The sequence below is a fragment of the Pseudomonas sp. PKS genome, from assembly GCF_051913525.1.
GTDB lineage: Bacteria > Pseudomonadota > Gammaproteobacteria > Pseudomonadales > Pseudomonadaceae > Aquipseudomonas > Aquipseudomonas guariconensis_D.
Map to the genome: position 1 here is coordinate 69,977 of NZ_JBEGDO010000003.1, position 17,858 is coordinate 87,834.

The following is a 17,858-nucleotide window of genomic DNA, read 5'->3' on the forward strand; positions in this document are numbered from 1 at the left end:
TAGGCGCGCCTATCATACCGGACTCCGTCCTGACACGCAGATCGTGTACAAAATCCTAAAATTAAGATGATTTTTAAAAATGTAGACATTTTTGAATTTCGGCGATATTTTTGCTCCACGACCTGACCCGTCCTCTCAACCGCCCGGTTAACAAGGAGTCGCCATGAACGCCCTTACCCACATCGATATGCCTGTCCTCGAGCAACCTGCCCTGCTGCACGGTTTCACCTTGCAGTCGACCTCCCAGTCCGAACGCCTGCTGGAACTGCGCTTTGCCAAGGAAACCGTCGACGCCTTCGTCGCCGCCGTCGCCCAATGGCCGGTCCAGGCCTTGGAGTACAAATCGTTCCTGCGCTTCCAGTTCGGCAAGATCCTCGACGACCTGTGCCAGGGCACCTTGCGCCCGGTCATCGTCAACACTCTGCTCGATCGCAGCACCGGCGGCCTGCTGGTCACCCCTGAGGGCCTGGACAACGTCACCCAGGCTGAAGACATGGTGAAACTCTCCACCGCTGTGGCACATCTGCTGGGCCGTTCGAACTTCGATGCCATGAGCGGCCAGTTCTACGCGCGCTTCGTGGTCGAGAACGTCGACAACTCCGACAGCTACCTGCGCCAGCCACACCGGGTGATGGAACTGCACAACGACGGCACCTTCGTGAACCAGATCACCGACTATGTGCTGATGATGAAAATCGACGAGCAGAACATGGAAGGCGGCAACTCCCTGTTGCTGCACCTGGACGACTGGGCTGACCTGGACCGCTTCTACAAGCACCCGCTGGCCCGTCGAGTGATGCGCTGGACCGCGCCACCGAGCAAGAACACCCGCGAGGATGTATTCCATGCCGTGTTCGATACCGACTCGGTGGGTCGCCCGACCATGCGCTACATCGACCAGTTCGTGCAGCCTGAAAACTACGAGGAAGGCACCTGGCTGTTCCAGTTGGGCGAGTCGCTCGAAGGCAGTGCGCACAAGGTGTCGATTCCGGTCCCAGTCGGCTCGTTCCTGCTGATCAACAATCTGTTCTGGCTGCACGGCCGTGACCGCTTCGTCGCTCACCCTGGCCTGCGTCGCGAGTTGATGCGCCAGCGTGGCTACTTCAGCTTCCCGAAAATGGAACACCACCGGGGCCAGACCTCCAACTGATGCTCAGTGTGGCCTCGGCGCCTACGGCCCGAGGTCATCTGCAAGGAACAGACTCATGTACGATTTCGTGATCATCGGCGGCGGTATCGTCGGCATGTCGACCGCGATGCAGCTGGCCGACCAGTACCCCGAGGCGCGCCTGCTGCTGCTCGAGAAAGAGAGCAGCCCAGCCCAGCACCAGACCGGCCATAACAGTGGTGTGATTCATGCGGGCGTCTACTACACGCCCGGTAGCCTGAAAGCGAAGTTCTGCCTGGAAGGCAACAAGGCCACCAAACGCTTCTGCGATGAGCATGCCATTCCCTACGACAACTGCGGAAAACTGCTCGTGGCCACCAACGAGCTGGAGATACAGCGCATGCGCGCCCTGTGGGAGCGCACTGCGGCCAATGGCCTGGAGCGTCACTGGCTGTCGGCCGGCGAGCTTCGCGAACGCGAGCCGAACATCGTTGGCCTGGGCGGTATCTTCGTGCCCTCCAGCGCCATCGTGAACTACGCCGCGGTGACGGCTCAGATGGCCAGGCAGTTCGAGAAAAAAGGCGGCACCCTGCAGTTCGATACCGAAGTCACCGGACTGGTCGAACAGGCGGACTCGATCGTCGTCAAGACCGACCGGGGCACTTACACGACCCGCTACCTGGTGTCGTGCTCGGGCCTGATGGCTGACCGGGTCGTACGCATGCTCGGTGTGGAGCCAGGTTTTACCATCTGCCCGTTCCGAGGCGAGTACTACCTACTGCCACCGGAGCACAACCGGATCGTCAATCACTTGATCTACCCGATCCCGGACCCGTCCATGCCGTTCCTGGGTGTACACCTGACCCGGATGATCGATGGCACCGTCACCGTCGGCCCGAATGCGGTGCTGGCCATGAAGCGCGAAGGCTATCGCAAATCCGATGTCTCCCTGAGCGACTTGGGCAGCATGCTGGGGCACCGTGGTATCCGCAAAGTGCTCAAGGACAATCTCCGTCCGGGGCTGATCGAGATGAAGAACTCGCTGCTCAAGGGGGCCTACCTCAAGACCGTGCAAAAGTATTGCCCGAGCCTTGAGAAGAAACACCTCAAGCCCTACCCGGCCGGCGTGCGCGCCCAGGCGGTATCCAATGACGGGAAGCTCATCGATGACTTCCTGTTCGTCAACACCGCCCGGAGCGTCAACGTCTGCAACGCGCCTTCCCCAGCGGCCACCTCAGCCATTCCGATCGGGGCCTACATCGTGTCCAAGGTCCAGGAAATCGTCGGCGATGAATTCAAGAAAACGTCCGTGCCGGCACTTCAGGCCCAAGCCGTCTGAACACAGACTGTTGCGTCCGGAAGGTCGTTCGACCTTCCTCTGGCTGGCAAGACTGACCCAGGGCCACCGACTGGAACTGCTTGCCCTGGCCATTCTGCTGCTCGCCGTTTTCATGCTTTGATCCCCGCCGGACTGCCTGCTGGAAGCAATGATCCAGCAGGCAGTCATCTGACGTATTCTTCATAATATCTGTCAGACACTCCGACATAAGCAGTGTTATATTTCGCAAATTGGACCAGCTGGTTACTTCTTGACCGCTAGGTTAGCCACGCGTGGCAGTGTCAGGCGTCAAGCAGCTTTGTCGAGGTACTGCTTGATGTGCGGCACAGGGCCGGAGCGCCCTTTGCGACTACCCGGGGCATTCGCAACCCGCAAGAGAAATCGGAATTCCCATCAGGTATCCACGTGAAGCGTGACATCCACCTCGTTGTTCTGCTGCTGTCGATCATCGGTTGTTCGCTTGCATCGTTGACACTGTGGAAGGTCATGGCCTCTCGCGAGCAGGCACTGGAAGACATCAATACCCACGGACTGAACCTCACCCAGGCACTATCCACCTATTCCGAAGGCATCGTGCGCCAGAGCTCGCTGCTGTTGCTCGGCCTCGTCGAGCGGCTGGAAACCGAAGGCAGCGGGCCTTCGCAGATCGAACGCCTGAGCCAGCTGGTGAGCCGCCAGCACCCGTTGATGCCGCAATTGAGCGGCATCGCCATCTATGACAAGGATGGACGCTGGCTCATGTCCTCCAATAGCCCCATGCCCGTCGGTGCCAACAGCAGCGACCGCGCCTATTTCATCCATCACCGCGACGATCCTTCCCGCGAGCCGTTCATTGGCCTTCCCATCCGCAGTCGCACCAACCAGGAATGGGTCATCACCATCAGCCGACGCTTCAACGATGCCCATGGCGATTTCGCCGGCGTCGTTGCCGTGACGCTGGGCGTGGAGAACTTCCTGCACCTGTTCGGCCAGCTGGACGTGGGCCATGACGGCGCCATCGGGCTTTCGTACACCGATGGGGCAATACTGGTGCGCTACCCGTTTCGCGAACAGGACATGGGCCGCAACTTCTCCAAATCGCCCATCTATGCCAAGTACCTCGTCGACCAGTCAGTGGGCACGGCCTCGTTCACCTCCAGCCTGGACGGCGTGGAGCGCCTGTATGCGTTTCGCAAGAGCGACACCCTCCCCCTGGTGACAACGGTCGCCCTGGGCAAGCGCGAGGCGCTCGCGGCCTGGCGCTTCGAGGCGCAGCTGTCGGCGTTGGTGGTCTGCGGACTGCTCGCCCTCACCGGCGCCATCGGCTGGCTGCTGATTCGTGCCATGGGCCGACGGACCGCCGTAGAAAGCGAACTCAGGGAGACCCAACAACAGTTGCTCGACAGCAATCAACAGCTCGAACGCCAGGCGATGCTCGATGCCCTGACCGGCCTCGCCAACCGGCGCCGCTTCGACGAGGTGCTGGCCGAGGAGATTCGAAGAGCCCGTCGAAATGGGACGCCGCTGTCCTTGCTGATGATCGATATCGACCATTTCAAACGCTACAACGACACCTATGGCCATCCGGCCGGCGATGCCTGCCTGCAGCAAATCGCCGGCCTGCTCGCCAGCTGCATCCGTCGCCCGTGCGACCTGCTGGCACGTTATGGGGGCGAAGAAATGACGGTGGTCCTGCCCGACACCGACTGCGACGGTGCCGCCATCGTGGCACGGCTGATGCTCGAGTGCCTGGCCATGGCGTCCATCGCCCACCAAGGCAGCCCTTTTGGCCAGGTGACCGCCAGTATCGGCATCGCCTGCGCGGCCGGTACCTCCCTCGACAGCAGCCAATCGCTGCTCGAACGCGCCGACCAGGCGCTCTATACCGCCAAGCAGGCGGGCCGCAATCGCCTGCATGTCGGCACGCCGACCGACGTTTCCCTACCCGCTGGACAATGAATCGAGCATGACACTCTCCAACCCCTCACTCATCATCTGGACCGTGGCCGCCCTGGCCACCTGTGGCGTCATCCTGCGCCCCTGGCGCATCCCTGAATACGTCTGGGCCATGGGAGGCGCACTGCTGCTGACAGGCCTGGGGCTGATTCCATTGCACCATGCCCTGGCCGCCATCGCCGAAGGCGGTGATGTGTATCTGTTTCTCATCGGCATGATGGTGCTGGCCGAACTGGCACGACAGGAAGGTTTGTTCGACTGGCTGGCCCGGTACGCGGTGGGCCATGCCCGTGGCTCCGGGCAGCGCTTGTTCGACTTGGTGTTTCTGGTGGGCACGCTGGTCACCGTGTTCCTCTCCAACGATGCCACTGCCGTGGTGCTGACCCCGGCAGTCTACGCCGCCTGCCGGGCGGCCAAGGCCGAACCGCTGCCGTACCTGTTCATCTGCGCCTTCATCGCCAACGCCGCCAGCTTCGTGTTGCCGATTTCCAACCCCGCCAACCTGGTCGTGTTCGGCAGCCAGATGCCGCCGCTACTGGAGTGGCTCAGGCAGTTCACCTTGCCGTCGCTGGCGGCCATTGGCCTGACCTACGCGGTCCTGCGGATCACCCTGCGCCGACAGATTCGCCAACCCTTGGCCTTGGAGATCGACCCGCAGCCCCTGTCCCAAGGAGCCAGGCTGAGCGCCGTGGGGATTGTGCTGACCGGCACCCTGTTGCTGACGGCGTCGGCACTGGACACGCCCTTGGGGCTGCCCACCTTTTGCGCAGGTCTGGCCACCACCGGGCTGATCCACCTGCGTCAGCGACGTAGCCCGGTGCCGGTGCTCAGGCATGTGGCCTGGGGCGTGCTGCCGCTGGTGGCAGGGTTGTTCGTGCTCGTCGAAGCCGTGGCCCAGACCGGCGTCATCGACCGGCTGGCTCAGGCCCTGGCGGCACGGGCCCAGTACGCACCCACCCAGGCCAGCTGGGCCGCAGGCGTGGGCGTCGCCCTTGCCAGCAACCTGATGAACAACCTGCCCACCGGGCTGATTGCCGGGGCCATGGGGCATCTGGTCGAGCTACCCAGGCAGACGACAGCCGCACTGCTGATTGGTGTGGACCTGGGCCCGAACCTGTCGATCACAGGCTCCCTGGCGACCCTGCTGTGGCTGGTGGCAATCCGTCGCGAAGGCGAGCATGTCAGTGCCTGGCGCTTCCTGCGTCTGGGTCTGCTGGTGATGCCGCCAGCGCTGGCTGCTGCATTGTTGGCGTTGATGCTCTGAGTGGAAAGCCGGGGCGCTCAGCTCGACCTTGAGCAAGGGCCTGATACCGTCCGCCAATACCTGACAGATCTGTAATGTTGAGCTCAGCTTTCTGACAGCGCTGCCTGTCTAACGTAAAGCTTAGAAAGTGTGAGTGCTATCGGGACCAAGGACGCTGACCCGATAGCCCGCACATCAGCCAACATCTGACTGACTGGACGCAACGGCATGCAAAGCAAAACCACAAGACGATCCTTCGTCAAAGGCCTGGCCGCGACCGGACTACTGGGTGGATTGGGCATGTGGCGCACGCCGGTCTGGGCCGTGGCCAGCCCTGGCCAACCCAGCGTGCTGACAGGCACCGAGTTCGACCTGTATATCGCAGACCTGCCGGTCAACATCACCGGCGCCGCGCGTACGGCCATGGCCATCAACGGCTCGCTGCCGGGCCCCATTCTCCGTTGGCGCGAGGGCGACACCGTCACGCTGCGTGTACGCAACCGCTTGAAGCAGGACACCTCCATCCACTGGCACGGCATCATCCTGCCGGCGAACATGGACGGGGTGCCAGGGCTGAGTTTTCATGGCATCGCCCCCGACGGCATGTACGAGTACAGGTTCAAGGTCCAGCAGAACGGCACCTACTGGTACCACAGTCACTCTGGCCTTCAGGAACAGGTCGGGGTGTATGGCGCGCTGGTCATCGATGCCAAGGAGCCCGAGCCGTTTACCTATGATCGCGATTACGTGGTCATGCTCAGCGATTGGACCGATGAGGATCCTGCCCGGGTTCTGTCCAAGCTCAAGAAACAGTCCGACTACTACAACTTCCACAAGCGTACCGTTGGCGACTTCGTCGACGATGTCAGCGAAATGGGCTGGTCGGCGGCCATGGCCGATCGCAAGATGTGGGCCCAGATGAAGATGAGCCCCACCGACCTTGCAGATGTCAGTGGCTATACCTACACCTACCTCATGAACGGCCAGGCCCCTGACGGAAACTGGACCGGCCTTTTCAAACCCGGCGAGAAAATTCGGCTGCGCTTCATCAACGGCTCGGCCATGACCTATTTCGATGTGCGGATCCCCGGCTTGAAGATGACTGTCGTCGCGGCGGATGGTCAGCACGTCGATCCCGTCTCGGTCGACGAATTCCGAATCGCCGTGGCGGAAACCTACGATGTCATCGTCGAACCCGAGGACGCGCAGGCGTATACCATTTTCGCTCAGTCCATGGACCGTACCGGGTATTCCAGGGGCACCTTGGCGGTGCGCGAAGGCCTGCAGGCGCCCGTCCCCGCAGTCGATCCACGCCCGCTCATCTCGATGAGCGACATGGGTATGGACCACGGCAGCATGGCGGGCATGGATCACAGCCAGATGGCCGGCATGGACCACAGCAGCATGGCGGGCATGGATCACAGCCAGATGGCCGGCATGGACCACGGCAGCATGGCGGGCATGGATCACAGCCAGATGGCCGGAATGGACCATGGCAGTATGGCGGGCATGGACGGTGCCATGCAGACCCACCCTGCGTCGGAAACCAACAACCCTCTGGTCGACATGCAGACCATGACCCCGACGCCAAAGCTCAACGATCCCGGAATCGGCCTGCGCAACAACGGCCGCCGTGTGCTGACCTACGCGGACCTGCGAAGCACCTTCGCTGATCCGGACGGTCGTGAGCCGGGGCGGACCGTGGAACTGCACCTGACCGGTCACATGGAAAAGTTCGCCTGGTCTTTCGACGGCATCAAGTTCTCCGATGCCGAGCCGCTGCGCCTGAGGTATGGCGAGCGTCTTCGCATCACGCTGGTGAACGACACCATGATGACTCACCCCATCCACCTGCATGGCATGTGGAGCGACCTGGAGGATGAACACGGCAACTTCATGGTCCGAAAACATACGATCGATATCCCCCCAGGCTCCAAACGAACCTACCGCGTGACGGCGGATGCCTTGGGTCGTTGGGCCTACCACTGCCACCTGCTGTTCCACATGGAAATGGGCATGTTCCGAGAAGTTCGTGTGGACGAATGAACTGGAGATCTGAAATGAGCAAACCCATGAAACGAAACGCCTTGGTCTTCTCTGCTGCACTGGCAGGCCTGCTGGCGGTCTACGCCCCATCCTCTTGGTCTAGCGATGAACATGAGCAGCACGTCCAGAAATCCACCGAGGCTGTAGGCAAGCACGATGCCATGAAGGGTATGGACCATGGCTCGATGAAAGGCATGGATCACGGCAAGATGAAAGGCATGGACCATGACGCTATGAAAGGCATGGACCACCGCAAGATGATGGAATCGCAGGGCGGCGACAAAGCCAAGGCGGGGAAAGATGACCAATAGGCGGGTACGCCCCTCGCTCATGGCACTGGCCATCTCCCTCAGCGCACTGAGCGGGGCACCGAGCTTCGCGGCTGAAGAAATGGAGCACTCCTCGATGGACCACGGCGCCATGCAAGGCATGGACCACGGCAAGATGGGCCAGGGCAGCATGGAGGGGATGGACCACGATGCCATGGATCATTCAATGATGGACCATGGCACCGACGACGCCCCCCGAACGACCAGTCGAACCCCCATTCCGGTTCTCACGGACGCCGACCGCAAGGCAGCGTTTCCACCGCTGGACGGACACAAGATGCACGACAGCGCGATCAACAGCTTCTTCCTGCTGGATCAGCTGGAATATCAGGACGCGGACGAAGGCAGCGCGCTGGCCTGGAATGCCTCGGGATGGGTGGGGGGCGATATCAATCGACTGTGGATCCGCTCCGAAGGCGAACGGACCAACGGGGTGACCGAGGATGCCGAGTTGCAATTGCTCTATGGCCGCTCCATCAGCCCTTGGTGGGACGTGGTTGCCGGGGTTCGCCAGGATTTCCAGCCCGAATCACCGCAGACCTGGGCTGCGTTTGGTGTGCAGGGCATGGCGCTTTACGACTTCGAAGCCGAAGCCACTGCGTTTATTGGCGAGAATGGTCAGACAGCCGCGCGTCTTGAGGGCGAGTACGACATTCTGTTGACCAATCGCCTGATCCTACAGCCCATCGCCGAGGCCAACTTCTACGGCAAGAACGATCCTGCGCGCGGCGTCGGTTCGGGCCTTGCCAATACCGAGTTCGGCCTGCGTCTGCGTTATGAAATCGTTCGTCAATTCGCGCCGTACATCGGCGTTACCTGGAGCCGCTCCTACGGCAAGACCGCTGACCTGATTCGCGACGAAGACGGGGATGTGGAAGAGGCGCGCTTCGTTGCCGGGATTCGGATGTGGTTCTGAGACCTTAAATGAAAAGAACAATGACAACCCTCGTGGCCGCCGGCGCCGCAGCGAGTGCCGCCGTGTTGGGCGCCGCCTACTCGGGCCTGGTCAACGTGGGGGCCGATGATCCCCACTTCCCCGCCGTGCATGCCTTCCTGGTCATGGCCCGGGAGCGCTCCATCGAAGTGCGCGCCAGGGACATCGAGGTGCCGAACCTCAAGGATGAAGCACTGATCCGCACGGGAGCGGGCAACTACAACGCCATGTGCGTCGGGTGCCACCTCGCCCCTGGGGTTGACCAGACCGAACTCAGCCAAGCGCTCTACCCCCCGCCTCCGAACCTGACCAACATCGGGGCCGGTGATAATCCCGCCGTGGCGTTCTGGACCATCAAGCATGGCATCAAGGCCACAGGCATGCCGGCGTGGGGCAAGAGCATGGGGGATCAGTACATCTGGGGAATCGTCGCCTTCCTCGATCAACTGCCCCAGATGGACGCTCAGCAGTACCAGGCGATGGTGGCGAACAGTGGCGGCCACCAGCACGGCGGTGGTGAGAGCGCGATGCACAGCGCTGCAGACCAGCACGGTGGCCACCACGGTCACGGTGCAGAGCAATCGAAGGCGCACCATCCGACCCCAGACTCCGCCAAATCAGGTCACCACGATGGGCATGGCGAAGGCGGAACGGGCGATGGCCACCCCGCCACGTCTACGCCAAAGACGCATGTCCACCGTGATGGAAAAGAGCACACCCACGCAAACTGAAGGGTCACTGGCGGGTCGGGCCGCTTGCTCCCCCTACCCGCTGTGCGCAGGGTTAAAGTTTTAACTTCACGCTCGCGAAAGTCGACTCGCTTTGTGCGTGGTCGAGCGAACTTTTAGTGGTGTCGTCTGGCACCTGTGCCTCGTCGTCATCCAGCAGCTTTTGCGAAGTATTGGAGGTGGCTCTTTCGTTTTTCGGTGGCGCCCCGAAGTATTCCCGATAGCACTTGGAAAAGTGCGGCGTGGAGACAAAGCCCACCACGGAGGCCACCTCGATGATTGACATGTGCGTTTGCTTGAGTAATTGACGCGCCCGAACAAGACGCAACCGCAGATAATAACGGGAGGGGGTGCAGTTCAGGTTTTTCTGAAACAATCGTTCAAGTTGGCGCCGTGAGATATTCACATACTTGGCCAGCTCATCCAGATCAATCAACTCCTCCAGATTGGCCTCCATCAACGCGACAATTTCCTGCAACTTCGGCTGATTGGTGCCGAGCATATGCTTGAGCGGCACACGCTGATGATCCTGCTCATTACGAATACGCTCGTACACGAACATCTCGGAAATGGCCGCCGAGAGTTCACGACCGTGTTCACGACTGATCAGGTGCAGCATCATGTCCAAGGGGGCTGTGCCTCCCGAACTGGTGAAGCGGTTGCGATCCAGGCTGAACAAGCGGGTACTCATGTTGACCCGCGGAAAGGCCTCCTGCATCGCGCCCAGGCACTCCCAATGCACGCTGCAATCGAAACCGTCGAGCAGCCCGGCGCAGGCAAGCGCCCAACTGCCGGTGCATACCCCGCCCAAGCGCCGCGACTTGCGCGCCTGGGCCTGTAGCCAAGCGATATGTTCACGGGTGACGGTGCGTTGGATGCCGACGCCACCGCAGACAATCACGGTATCCATCGGGGGGGCGCTGTGCATGGCGGCATCGGGGATGATCTGCAGGCCGTCACTGGCCCAGACTTGGCCACCATCGACGGTCAGGGTGTGCCAACGGTAGAGCTCACGGCCAGAAAGCTGGTTCGCCATGCGCAGCGGCTCGACAGCGGATGCCAGGGAGATCAGCGTAAAACTGTCCAGCAGAAGAAAGCCGATGGACTGGGGAGGAAAGCCGTTTTGAGTAGGCTTTCCGTCCTTTTGCGACGACATACAGATACCTCTTCGACAGGCAGGCGAGCACCCATGACGGGCTACTTTTAATAATTCTCGAGTTAATCGAGATATTAAAATTTGTTTTTTTAGTTATTTGAAAACAGCAACGTTAATCCTGCGGTCGCAAAGACGCCGTGTTGATTTTTTTTGAACCCTTGTTCAACAATACCGCTTAGCACGCTAACTTATTTTTAGCCCCAACATGGTGCGAACCGTCAACGTGAAAGAAGCTTTCGCTTTGGAAGCGACACGATTTGGCTATCACTGAATTCGCCGTATTGGCCGGATGGGTCATGCAGTGTTCGACGCCTTATTCTTACTTTCTAGAGGGTCAATGTACGTGCTGGGTTTAAAAGGTACGTAATCTGTTTACGTCATTTTTTTGCCCAGGTGCGACCTGCCGGGTGTTGCCCGGCGGAGCCGATTTCGTATCGATCACCCCAACGCCCTACCCATAAGGCAAGGAAGGCCATTGGCCTTTATCCAAGCAGCCTATCGCATGCGACTTCGGCCAGAGGTGCCTGCCGCACCTGCACGGCCACCATTGATAAAAATATTACCCGCCAGCGAAAGATTTCCTCTCTTCAGCCAAAACCCACCCTCTAAAAAACTTAATAATCATGTGGTTTTAGCCATTACTGAAACACTTTTTCAGTGCACAACCCCCTACTGCGCAACACCAAGATTGCAGCGTCCTGACCATGGACCGAAAGGAATTTGAAGCGCAATGCAACGCTTGAAAACTGATCTGTGCAACATTGACCTCTCCATGTTTGAAGTGTTCACCGATGCGTCGATGCATACCGTGGTAATCATTAATGAATGGGGTATCGTCCAAGCGGTCAGCCGCTCGGTCCAACAAGACTTTGGCTATGGGCAAGAAGAACTCATCGGGCGAAACGTGTCGTGCTTGATGCCAACGGCGTATGCAAACGCCCATGACGGTTATCTGGCCAATTATTCCAAAACCGGGAATCGAACAATAATTGGCGTAGGTCGAGAAGTTGTGGGGCAACGCAAGGACGGCTCCCAGTTCCCCATGTACCTGAATGTCAGCGAATTCCAGTTCGATGGGCGTAAGGCTTTTGTCGGCATCTGCTATGACATCAGCGAGCGGCGCCGGCTATCGGAGCGCATCATCCAACTGGCTGCGCATGACAGCCTCACCGGTTGCCTCAATCGCCATCAACTGATCAAAACCCTGGACAACGCACTGTTGCAATGCCAGACCCAACACGAGCAACTTGCCGTGCTGTATATCGATCTGGATGGCTTCAAGCAGATCAACGACAACTACAGCCATACCATCGGCGATAAAGTGCTGACACAAGTCGCAGAGCGCTTTCGTGCCAGCCTTCGCGAAAACGACAGTTTGGGGCGAATTGGCGGCGATGAGTTCATCGCCCTCATCACCTCAAGCGACGAAATCACGCTGCAAGCGGTCTCCCATCGCCTGCTGCATAGCTTGGAAGCCCCCTTCGTCATCAATGACATGCCACTAAGGGTCTGCGCCAGTATCGGCATTAGTTTGTATCCCCAACATGGGGAGACCAGCGATGCGTTGGTCAGCGCTGCGGACATTGCCATGTACCAGGCAAAGTCCAGTGATCGCATGCAGACATGCCTGTTCGACCAGGAGATGCGAAAAAAATCAGAGCATGTTTTCCAACTATCGACGCGGTTGCGCGAGGCCATCCAGAAAGAAGAATTCGAGTTGCATTACCAATTGCAGTTCGACCTGCAAAGCCGAGCCCCTTGCGGACTGGAAGCCTTGATACGATGGCGTGATCACAGCGGCACGCTCATTGCCCCGAATGAGTTCCTACCCATCGCGCAAACCTATGGGCTGATGCCAGAGCTGACGCGCTGGGCACTGAGTCAAGCCTGCCAAGACAACGCCGGACTGATCGAGCAGGGCTTATTGGACGTCCCCGTCGCGGTGAATATCAACGCCAGTTCATTTTGCAGTTACGACTTCGTGCAAACCGTGATCAGCCATTGCGATGCAGCCCGCCTGCCGCCCACCCGGCTGGAAATCGAAATCACCGAAGATGTCGCCATGCACAATCTGGAGCTGGTCACCGAGCACGCACGTGCACTGAATCACGCTGGTATTTCACTGTCCATGGACGACTTCGGAACCGGCTACTCGTCCTTGAGCCGTCTGCGCGGCCTGCAATTCCATAAGTTGAAAATTGATCGCTCTTTTGTGAAAGAACTTTCTGACAATACGTCCGATCAGGCCATCGTCCGAGCGATTCTGGGGATCGCCCAAGCGCTGGATATGCAGGTAGTGGCCGAGGGTATCGAAACGCAGGCTCAACTTGAGTGGCTTCGCGACAAAGGCTGCGAACAAGGCCAAGGCTTCTGGCTCGCCCGCCCCTTGCCACTGGGGGCGTTGATCGAGTGGTTACAGACCCAACCTCGCCACACCGCCTCCTGCAACCGGGCGCCTGAAGTGGTGCACTAAACACGTTCATTGGACCTGTCTGTTGTTATGGGACAGGTCCAGGTTGACGTCGAGATAAGCGCACGTCTCACCCCCCGCCCCGTCAGCTTGAAGGCCTTCCTGGGCGAGGGTTTTGCAAAAATTTTACAAACGAAAAAGGGCGACCCTTTCGGATCGCCCTTTTCGTGCCCGGAAAACCGGGACTTTTGTTTGGTAGGCACAATTGGACTCGAACCAACGACCCCCACCATGTCAAGGTGGTGCTCTAACCAACTGAGCTATGTGCCTGTCGTGTGGCGCGCATATTAAGGGGGCGGCACCCACCTGTAAAGCGCTTTTTTCAAAAAAATCAAAAACTTTGCCAACAGTGCCAGACCAGGGGCGAAGACGGCGCCCCGAGGCCACCCGCCTATCGCCGTAGCACTCCCGCCAACACCGGCGAATGTTGTCGTTTTCCATCAAGAGCCGCCTTTGACCCTCCCCTAGATTAACTCCCGAGCAAGCCCCTGACCGAATCCAAGGGGCAGTGTCTGGAGGAGACCAGCCATGCAATCCGTCGAACAGTTCAAGCACAGCACTTGCGTTGCAGATTGGGCCGATCAGCGCCCGGAACAGGCGTTCACCCTGCCCTCGCGGTACTTCTTCGATGAACAGATTTTCGCCGCCGAACGCGACCGCATCTTCATGAGCGCCTGGCACCTGGCCGGCCATCGCAACGAATTCGCAGAGCCCGGGCAATTCGTGGTTTGCGACATCTTTGACCAGAGCGTGGTGGTGGCCTGCGGCAACGATGGCAAGATCAATGCCTTTCACAACGTCTGCCAGCACCGCGGCAATCGCTTGCTGGACGTGCGCCGAGGCAGCGACACCCGGGTTCTGCGCTGCGCCTACCACTCCTGGTGCTACGAAATGGACGGCAGCCTGCGCAGCGCACCACGTAGCGAACGGCTGATCGCCTTCGACAAGCAGCAGTTCAATATTCCCAAGGTCCGCGTCGAAGAACTCGGCGGCTTCGTCTACTTCAACTTCGACGCCCAAGCCCCCTCGCTGGCCGAACTGTTCCCCGGCGCCGACGAAGAGATGCGTGCGGTGTTTCCCGATCTTGGCAAGATGCGCCTGATCGAGGAGCAGGACGTGATCGTGCCGGCCAACTGGAAGGTGATCATGGACAACTCCATCGAGGGGTATCACTTCAAGCTGTCCGGCCCTTGCCATATCGACCTGGCCAAGCTGATCGACTTCAAAGGCTACCGCCTGACCAAACGTGACAACTGGTGGACCTACATCGCCCCAGCCAACCTGCTGGCCGAAGAAGCCTACGGCGTGAAGCTCAGCGGGCCACGCAACCCCGACGAGCGCTTCTTCAACATTGGCCTGTGGCCGAACAACACCTTCTATACCTTCCCGTTCTCCGAGTTCCTCGGCACCTTCATCATGATTCCGCTGGACGCCGAACGCTCGCTGCTGCGCTTTGGCTACTACAGCCCGCACGAACAGGTGCCGGCAGTTTCCCACGCCTGCATGAAATGGATGAACGAGGACCTGGGCCCGGAAGACATCGAGCTGAACATCAGTGTGCAAAAAGGCCTGCACTCGCTGGGCTACGACCAGGGCCGCTACATGATCGATGCCGAACGCAGCAACGAAAGCGAGCACCTGGTGCATCACTTCCACAAGCTGGTATTCGACGGGATCGGCACAGGCCGCTGACCGCTGAGGGAGAGCCTTATGCTCGGGCATGAATACGACTACGTGATCATCGGCGCAGGCTCGGCCGGCTGCGTGCTGGCCAAGCGTCTGGGCGAGAACCCGGCGCTGCGCATCCTGGTGCTGGAGTCCGGCCCGCCGGACGCCAGCTGGACCATCGACATGCCCTCGGCCGTGGGCATCGTGGTGGGCGGCACGCGTTTCAACTGGCGCTACAGCAGCGAACCGGAGCCGGGCCTGGACGGCCGGCGCATCGGCACGCCGCGCGGGCGCACCCTGGGCGGTTCCTCGTCGATCAACGGCATGGTCTACATCCGTGGCCATGCCCGCGACTATGACGGCTGGGCCGAGCACGGCTGCGAGGGCTGGAGCTACCGCGAGGTGCTGCCGTACTTCATCCGTGCACAAAACCACCGGGACGGCGCCGACCGCTACCGGGGCGGGGCCGGGCTGCTGCACGTGACCCCAGGCGACACCTCGCCACCGCTGTGCCAGGCCTTCATTGAAGCGGGCCAGCAAGCCGGCTACGGCGCGAGCAGCGACCTCAATGGCTACCGCCAGGAAGCCTTCGGCCCGGTCGACCGCACCACCCGCGGCGGCAAGCGTTGGAGCACTGCTCGCGGCTACTTGGCCGAAGCGCTCCAAGGCGGCAACGTCACGGTCGCCACCTCGGCGCTGAGCCGACGGATTCTGTTCGACGGCGACCAGGCCTACGGGGTGGAATTCGAAATGGACGGTGCCGTGCACCAGGTGCGCGTGCGCCACGAAGTGCTGCTCAGCGCAGGCGCCATCAACTCGCCCCAACTGCTGATGCTCTCCGGCGTCGGCCCTGCCGAGGATCTGCAGCGCCTGGGCATTCCCGTGGTGCGGGATCTGCCAGGGGTTGGCCAGCGGCTCAACGACCATCCCGACACCGTGGTGCAGTACCGCTGCAAGCAGCCAGTGTCGATCTATCCCTGGACGCGGGCGCCAGGCAAATGGCTGATCGGCGCGCGCTGGTTCGCCAGCCACGATGGCCTGGCGGCGAGCAATCATTTCGAGGCCGGCGCCTTCATCCGTTCGCGGGCGGGCGTGGAGTTTCCCGACCTGCAACTGACCTTCATGCCCCTGGCGGTGCAACCGGGCAGCGTCGATCTGGTGCCGGAGCACGCCTTCCAGGTGCACATCGACCTGATGCGCCCCACCAGCCTGGGCAGTGTCAGCCTGACCAGCACCGACCCGCACCAGGCGCCACGCATCCTGTTCAACTACCTCACCAGCGAACGCGACCGCGCCGACATGCGCGCCGGTGCCCGCCTGGTGCGCGAGATCCTCGCGCAACCGGCAATGCGTGCCTATGCGGGCGACGAGTTGGTCCCCGGTGCCGACCAGGTGAGCGATGCGCAGCTCGACGCCTGGGCGCGGCGTGTCACCGAGACCGGCTACCACGCCAGCGGCACATGCAAGATGGGCCCGGTCGGCGACCCGGAGGCGGTGGTCGATCCGCAGTTGCGCGTGCATGGCCTGCGTGGGTTGCGGGTGGTCGATGCCTCGATCATGCCGCAGATCGTCAGCGGCAACACCAATGCGCCCACGGTGATGATCGCCGAGAAGGCCAGTGACCTGATCCGGGGCCATGACCCGTTGCCGGCCAACGATGCCCCGGTGTGGATCCACCCACACTGGCGCGAATGCCAGCGTTGAAGCGCGCTTGCCAAAGCCGGCCCGCTGCGCTTGGATAGGCGCAGCGGGCCTTTTCCGTGAACGAGGCGCCGGCCCATGCAGCCGACGCCCATTGTCGAGCCTGGTGCAACCATGAACCGATCCGAAACCCTTGGCCTTCAGTGGCAGGGCCCTGCCAGCCCTCCCCTGCGCATCGGCATCCTGTTGTTGCCGTCGTTTTCCAATTTCGGCCTGGCCTCGCTGATCGAGCCGTTGTCGATCGCCAACTGGCTGGCCCAACGCAGCCTGTTCCAATGGACCCTGCTCTCGGTGGACGGCCAGCCCGTGCCCGCCAGCAACGGCCTGCTGGCCAGCGCCCAGGCCGGCATCGGCGAACACACCGAGTTCGACGCCTGCGCGGTGATTGCCAGCTTCGACGTACACCGCCACGCACGCAACCCGGCGCTGAAGGCCTGGATCAAGCGCCAGGCCGCATTCGGCGCAATCATGCTCGGCATCGAGACCGGCACCGAACTGCTCGCCGCAGCCGGTGTGCTCGATGGCCATCCGGCGGCGGTGCACTGGGACAACCTGCAAGGCTTCCAGGAAAGCTACCCCAAGGTCCAGGCTTGTGCGCAGCTCTACTCGCTGGGGCGCAAACGCCTGACCTGCGCGGGCGCCACCGCCGTGCTGGACATGGTCCTCAACTGGCTGGACAACCTGGCCGGCGGCAACCTGGCGCGGGAGGTGGCCATGCACATGCTCATCGAGCAGGTGCGCGAGCCACAGGTCCAGCAAGCCGAGGGCTATCGCCGCAGCCTGCATGCCCAGGCCGGCAAGATGGGCCGAGCCATCGAACTGATGGAGCAGCACCTGGAAGAGCCACTGAGCTGCGAGGCCATCGCCGAGCGGGTGGCGCTGTCGCGACGGCAACTGGAGCGACAGTTCATGCAGCACACCGGCCTGACGCCTTTGAAGTACTACCTCAGCCTGCGCCTGGCGCGTGCGCACAACCTCTTGCAGCAGACCCGCATGAGCGTCGCCCAGGTGGCGGCCAGCGCGGGGTTCGGCTCACTGGAGCACTTCTCCCGCGCCTACCGCGCCAAGTTTGGCTGTGCACCGAGCAATGACCGTTCGCAGAGCTTGAACGCGCCGGTCATGCGCCAACCGTTGGGGCATGATCGGCAGCCGTTGGCGTTCTAAGCGCTGCGCGAATCTTTGGGGCCGCAACGCGGCCCCG

Annotated in this window: 13 protein-coding genes and 1 tRNA gene; 12 read left to right on the forward strand and 2 right to left on the reverse strand. The window is 61.1% G+C overall.

Annotated features, from left to right (window positions below; genetic code table 11):
- The first annotated feature begins 163 nt into the window (after positions 1-163).
- The 8 genes from glaH to ABOA88_RS04405 all read left to right on the forward strand — a co-directional run bounded on the left by glaH (position 164) and on the right by ABOA88_RS04405 (position 9,665).
- On the forward strand, positions 164-1,150 hold the full coding sequence (gene glaH / locus ABOA88_RS04370; protein ID WP_196168614.1) for a glutarate dioxygenase GlaH: 987 nt from the start codon (positions 164-166) through the stop codon (positions 1,148-1,150).
- A 55-nt stretch (positions 1,151-1,205) separates the two neighbouring features.
- Positions 1,206-2,447 carry an L-2-hydroxyglutarate oxidase gene (gene lhgO, locus ABOA88_RS04375; protein WP_367850984.1) on the forward strand — a complete coding sequence of 414 codons (1,242 nt, stop codon included), beginning with the start codon at positions 1,206-1,208 and terminating at the stop codon, positions 2,445-2,447.
- A 405-nt stretch (positions 2,448-2,852) separates the two neighbouring features.
- Entirely contained in the window at positions 2,853-4,385 is a 1,533-nt protein-coding gene (locus tag ABOA88_RS04380) for a sensor domain-containing diguanylate cyclase (RefSeq protein ID WP_196168616.1), read from the forward strand.
- A 7-nt stretch (positions 4,386-4,392) separates the two neighbouring features.
- Positions 4,393-5,646 (forward strand): arsenic transporter, encoded by a 1,254-nt coding sequence (locus ABOA88_RS04385; protein WP_367850985.1) that lies wholly within the window; start codon positions 4,393-4,395, stop codon positions 5,644-5,646.
- Between the two features lie 207 nt (positions 5,647-5,853).
- The gene (locus tag ABOA88_RS04390) at positions 5,854-7,671 is read left to right on the forward strand and encodes a copper resistance system multicopper oxidase (RefSeq protein ID WP_367850986.1); all 1,818 of its coding nucleotides are present in this window, start codon (positions 5,854-5,856) and stop codon (positions 7,669-7,671) included.
- A 14-nt stretch (positions 7,672-7,685) separates the two neighbouring features.
- Positions 7,686-7,982 (forward strand): hypothetical protein, encoded by a 297-nt coding sequence (locus ABOA88_RS04395; RefSeq protein ID WP_367850987.1) that lies wholly within the window; start codon positions 7,686-7,688, stop codon positions 7,980-7,982.
- Entirely contained in the window at positions 7,972-8,916 is a 945-nt protein-coding gene (locus ABOA88_RS04400) for a copper resistance protein B (protein WP_367850988.1), read from the forward strand. The genes ABOA88_RS04395 and ABOA88_RS04400 overlap by 11 nt, the downstream gene beginning before the upstream one ends.
- An 8-nt stretch (positions 8,917-8,924) precedes the next feature.
- Positions 8,925-9,665 carry a c-type cytochrome gene (locus ABOA88_RS04405; RefSeq protein WP_196168621.1) on the forward strand — a complete coding sequence of 247 codons (741 nt, stop codon included), beginning with the start codon at positions 8,925-8,927 and terminating at the stop codon, positions 9,663-9,665.
- A 52-nt stretch (positions 9,666-9,717) separates the two neighbouring features.
- On the opposite strand, the gene ABOA88_RS04410 is transcribed toward ABOA88_RS04405, so the two are convergent.
- Positions 9,718-10,818 (reverse strand): GlxA family transcriptional regulator, encoded by a 1,101-nt coding sequence (locus tag ABOA88_RS04410; RefSeq protein ID WP_367850989.1) that lies wholly within the window; start codon positions 10,816-10,818, stop codon positions 9,718-9,720.
- A gap of 730 nt (positions 10,819-11,548) precedes the next feature.
- Between ABOA88_RS04410 and ABOA88_RS04415 the strand changes: the two genes are divergently transcribed.
- Complete coding sequence (locus ABOA88_RS04415; protein ID WP_367850990.1) at positions 11,549-13,291, forward strand: sensor domain-containing protein; 1,743 nt, start codon at positions 11,549-11,551, stop codon at positions 13,289-13,291.
- Between the two features lie 190 nt (positions 13,292-13,481).
- Here the strand turns inward: ABOA88_RS04415 and ABOA88_RS04420 are convergent.
- Positions 13,482-13,558, reverse strand: a tRNA-Val gene (locus tag ABOA88_RS04420).
- Between the two features lie 258 nt (positions 13,559-13,816).
- On the opposite strand from ABOA88_RS04420, the gene ABOA88_RS04425 reads away from it, so the two are divergent.
- From ABOA88_RS04425 to ABOA88_RS04435, 3 genes are all read left to right on the forward strand, one after another.
- Positions 13,817-14,980, forward strand: coding sequence for an aromatic ring-hydroxylating oxygenase subunit alpha (locus ABOA88_RS04425; RefSeq protein WP_367850991.1), 1,164 nt, complete (start codon positions 13,817-13,819; stop codon positions 14,978-14,980).
- A gap of 18 nt (positions 14,981-14,998) precedes the next feature.
- A complete protein-coding gene (locus ABOA88_RS04430) occupies positions 14,999-16,660 on the forward strand; it encodes a choline dehydrogenase (RefSeq protein ID WP_367850992.1) in 1,662 nt (553 codons plus the stop codon).
- Positions 16,661-16,771: 111 nt separating this feature from the next.
- Positions 16,772-17,821: a GlxA family transcriptional regulator gene (locus ABOA88_RS04435; RefSeq protein WP_230387665.1), complete on the forward strand. Its 1,050-nt coding sequence runs from the start codon at positions 16,772-16,774 to the stop codon at positions 17,819-17,821.
- Positions 17,822-17,858 lie beyond the last annotated feature (37 nt).

Bases quoted from the DNA above. Each gene is read 5' to 3' on its own strand.
- glaH (WP_196168614.1), top strand. From the start codon at position 164: ATGAACGCCCTTACCCACATCGATATGCCTGTCCTCGAGCAACCTGCC.
- lhgO (WP_367850984.1), top strand. From the start codon at position 1,206: ATGTACGATTTCGTGATCATCGGCGGCGGTATCGTCGGCATGTCGACC.
- ABOA88_RS04385 (WP_367850985.1), top strand. From the start codon at position 4,393: ATGACACTCTCCAACCCCTCACTCATCATCTGGACCGTGGCCGCCCTG.
- ABOA88_RS04390 (WP_367850986.1), top strand. From the start codon at position 5,854: ATGCAAAGCAAAACCACAAGACGATCCTTCGTCAAAGGCCTGGCCGCG.
- ABOA88_RS04395 (WP_367850987.1), top strand. From the start codon at position 7,686: ATGAGCAAACCCATGAAACGAAACGCCTTGGTCTTCTCTGCTGCACTG.
- ABOA88_RS04400 (WP_367850988.1), top strand. From the start codon at position 7,972: ATGACCAATAGGCGGGTACGCCCCTCGCTCATGGCACTGGCCATCTCC.
- ABOA88_RS04405 (WP_196168621.1), top strand. From the start codon at position 8,925: ATGAAAAGAACAATGACAACCCTCGTGGCCGCCGGCGCCGCAGCGAGT.
- ABOA88_RS04410 (WP_367850989.1), bottom strand. From the start codon at position 10,818: ATGTCGTCGCAAAAGGACGGAAAGCCTACTCAAAACGGCTTTCCTCCC.
- ABOA88_RS04415 (WP_367850990.1), top strand. From the start codon at position 11,549: ATGCAACGCTTGAAAACTGATCTGTGCAACATTGACCTCTCCATGTTT.
- ABOA88_RS04425 (WP_367850991.1), top strand. From the start codon at position 13,817: ATGCAATCCGTCGAACAGTTCAAGCACAGCACTTGCGTTGCAGATTGG.
- ABOA88_RS04430 (WP_367850992.1), top strand. From the start codon at position 14,999: ATGCTCGGGCATGAATACGACTACGTGATCATCGGCGCAGGCTCGGCC.
- ABOA88_RS04435 (WP_230387665.1), top strand. From the start codon at position 16,772: ATGAACCGATCCGAAACCCTTGGCCTTCAGTGGCAGGGCCCTGCCAGC.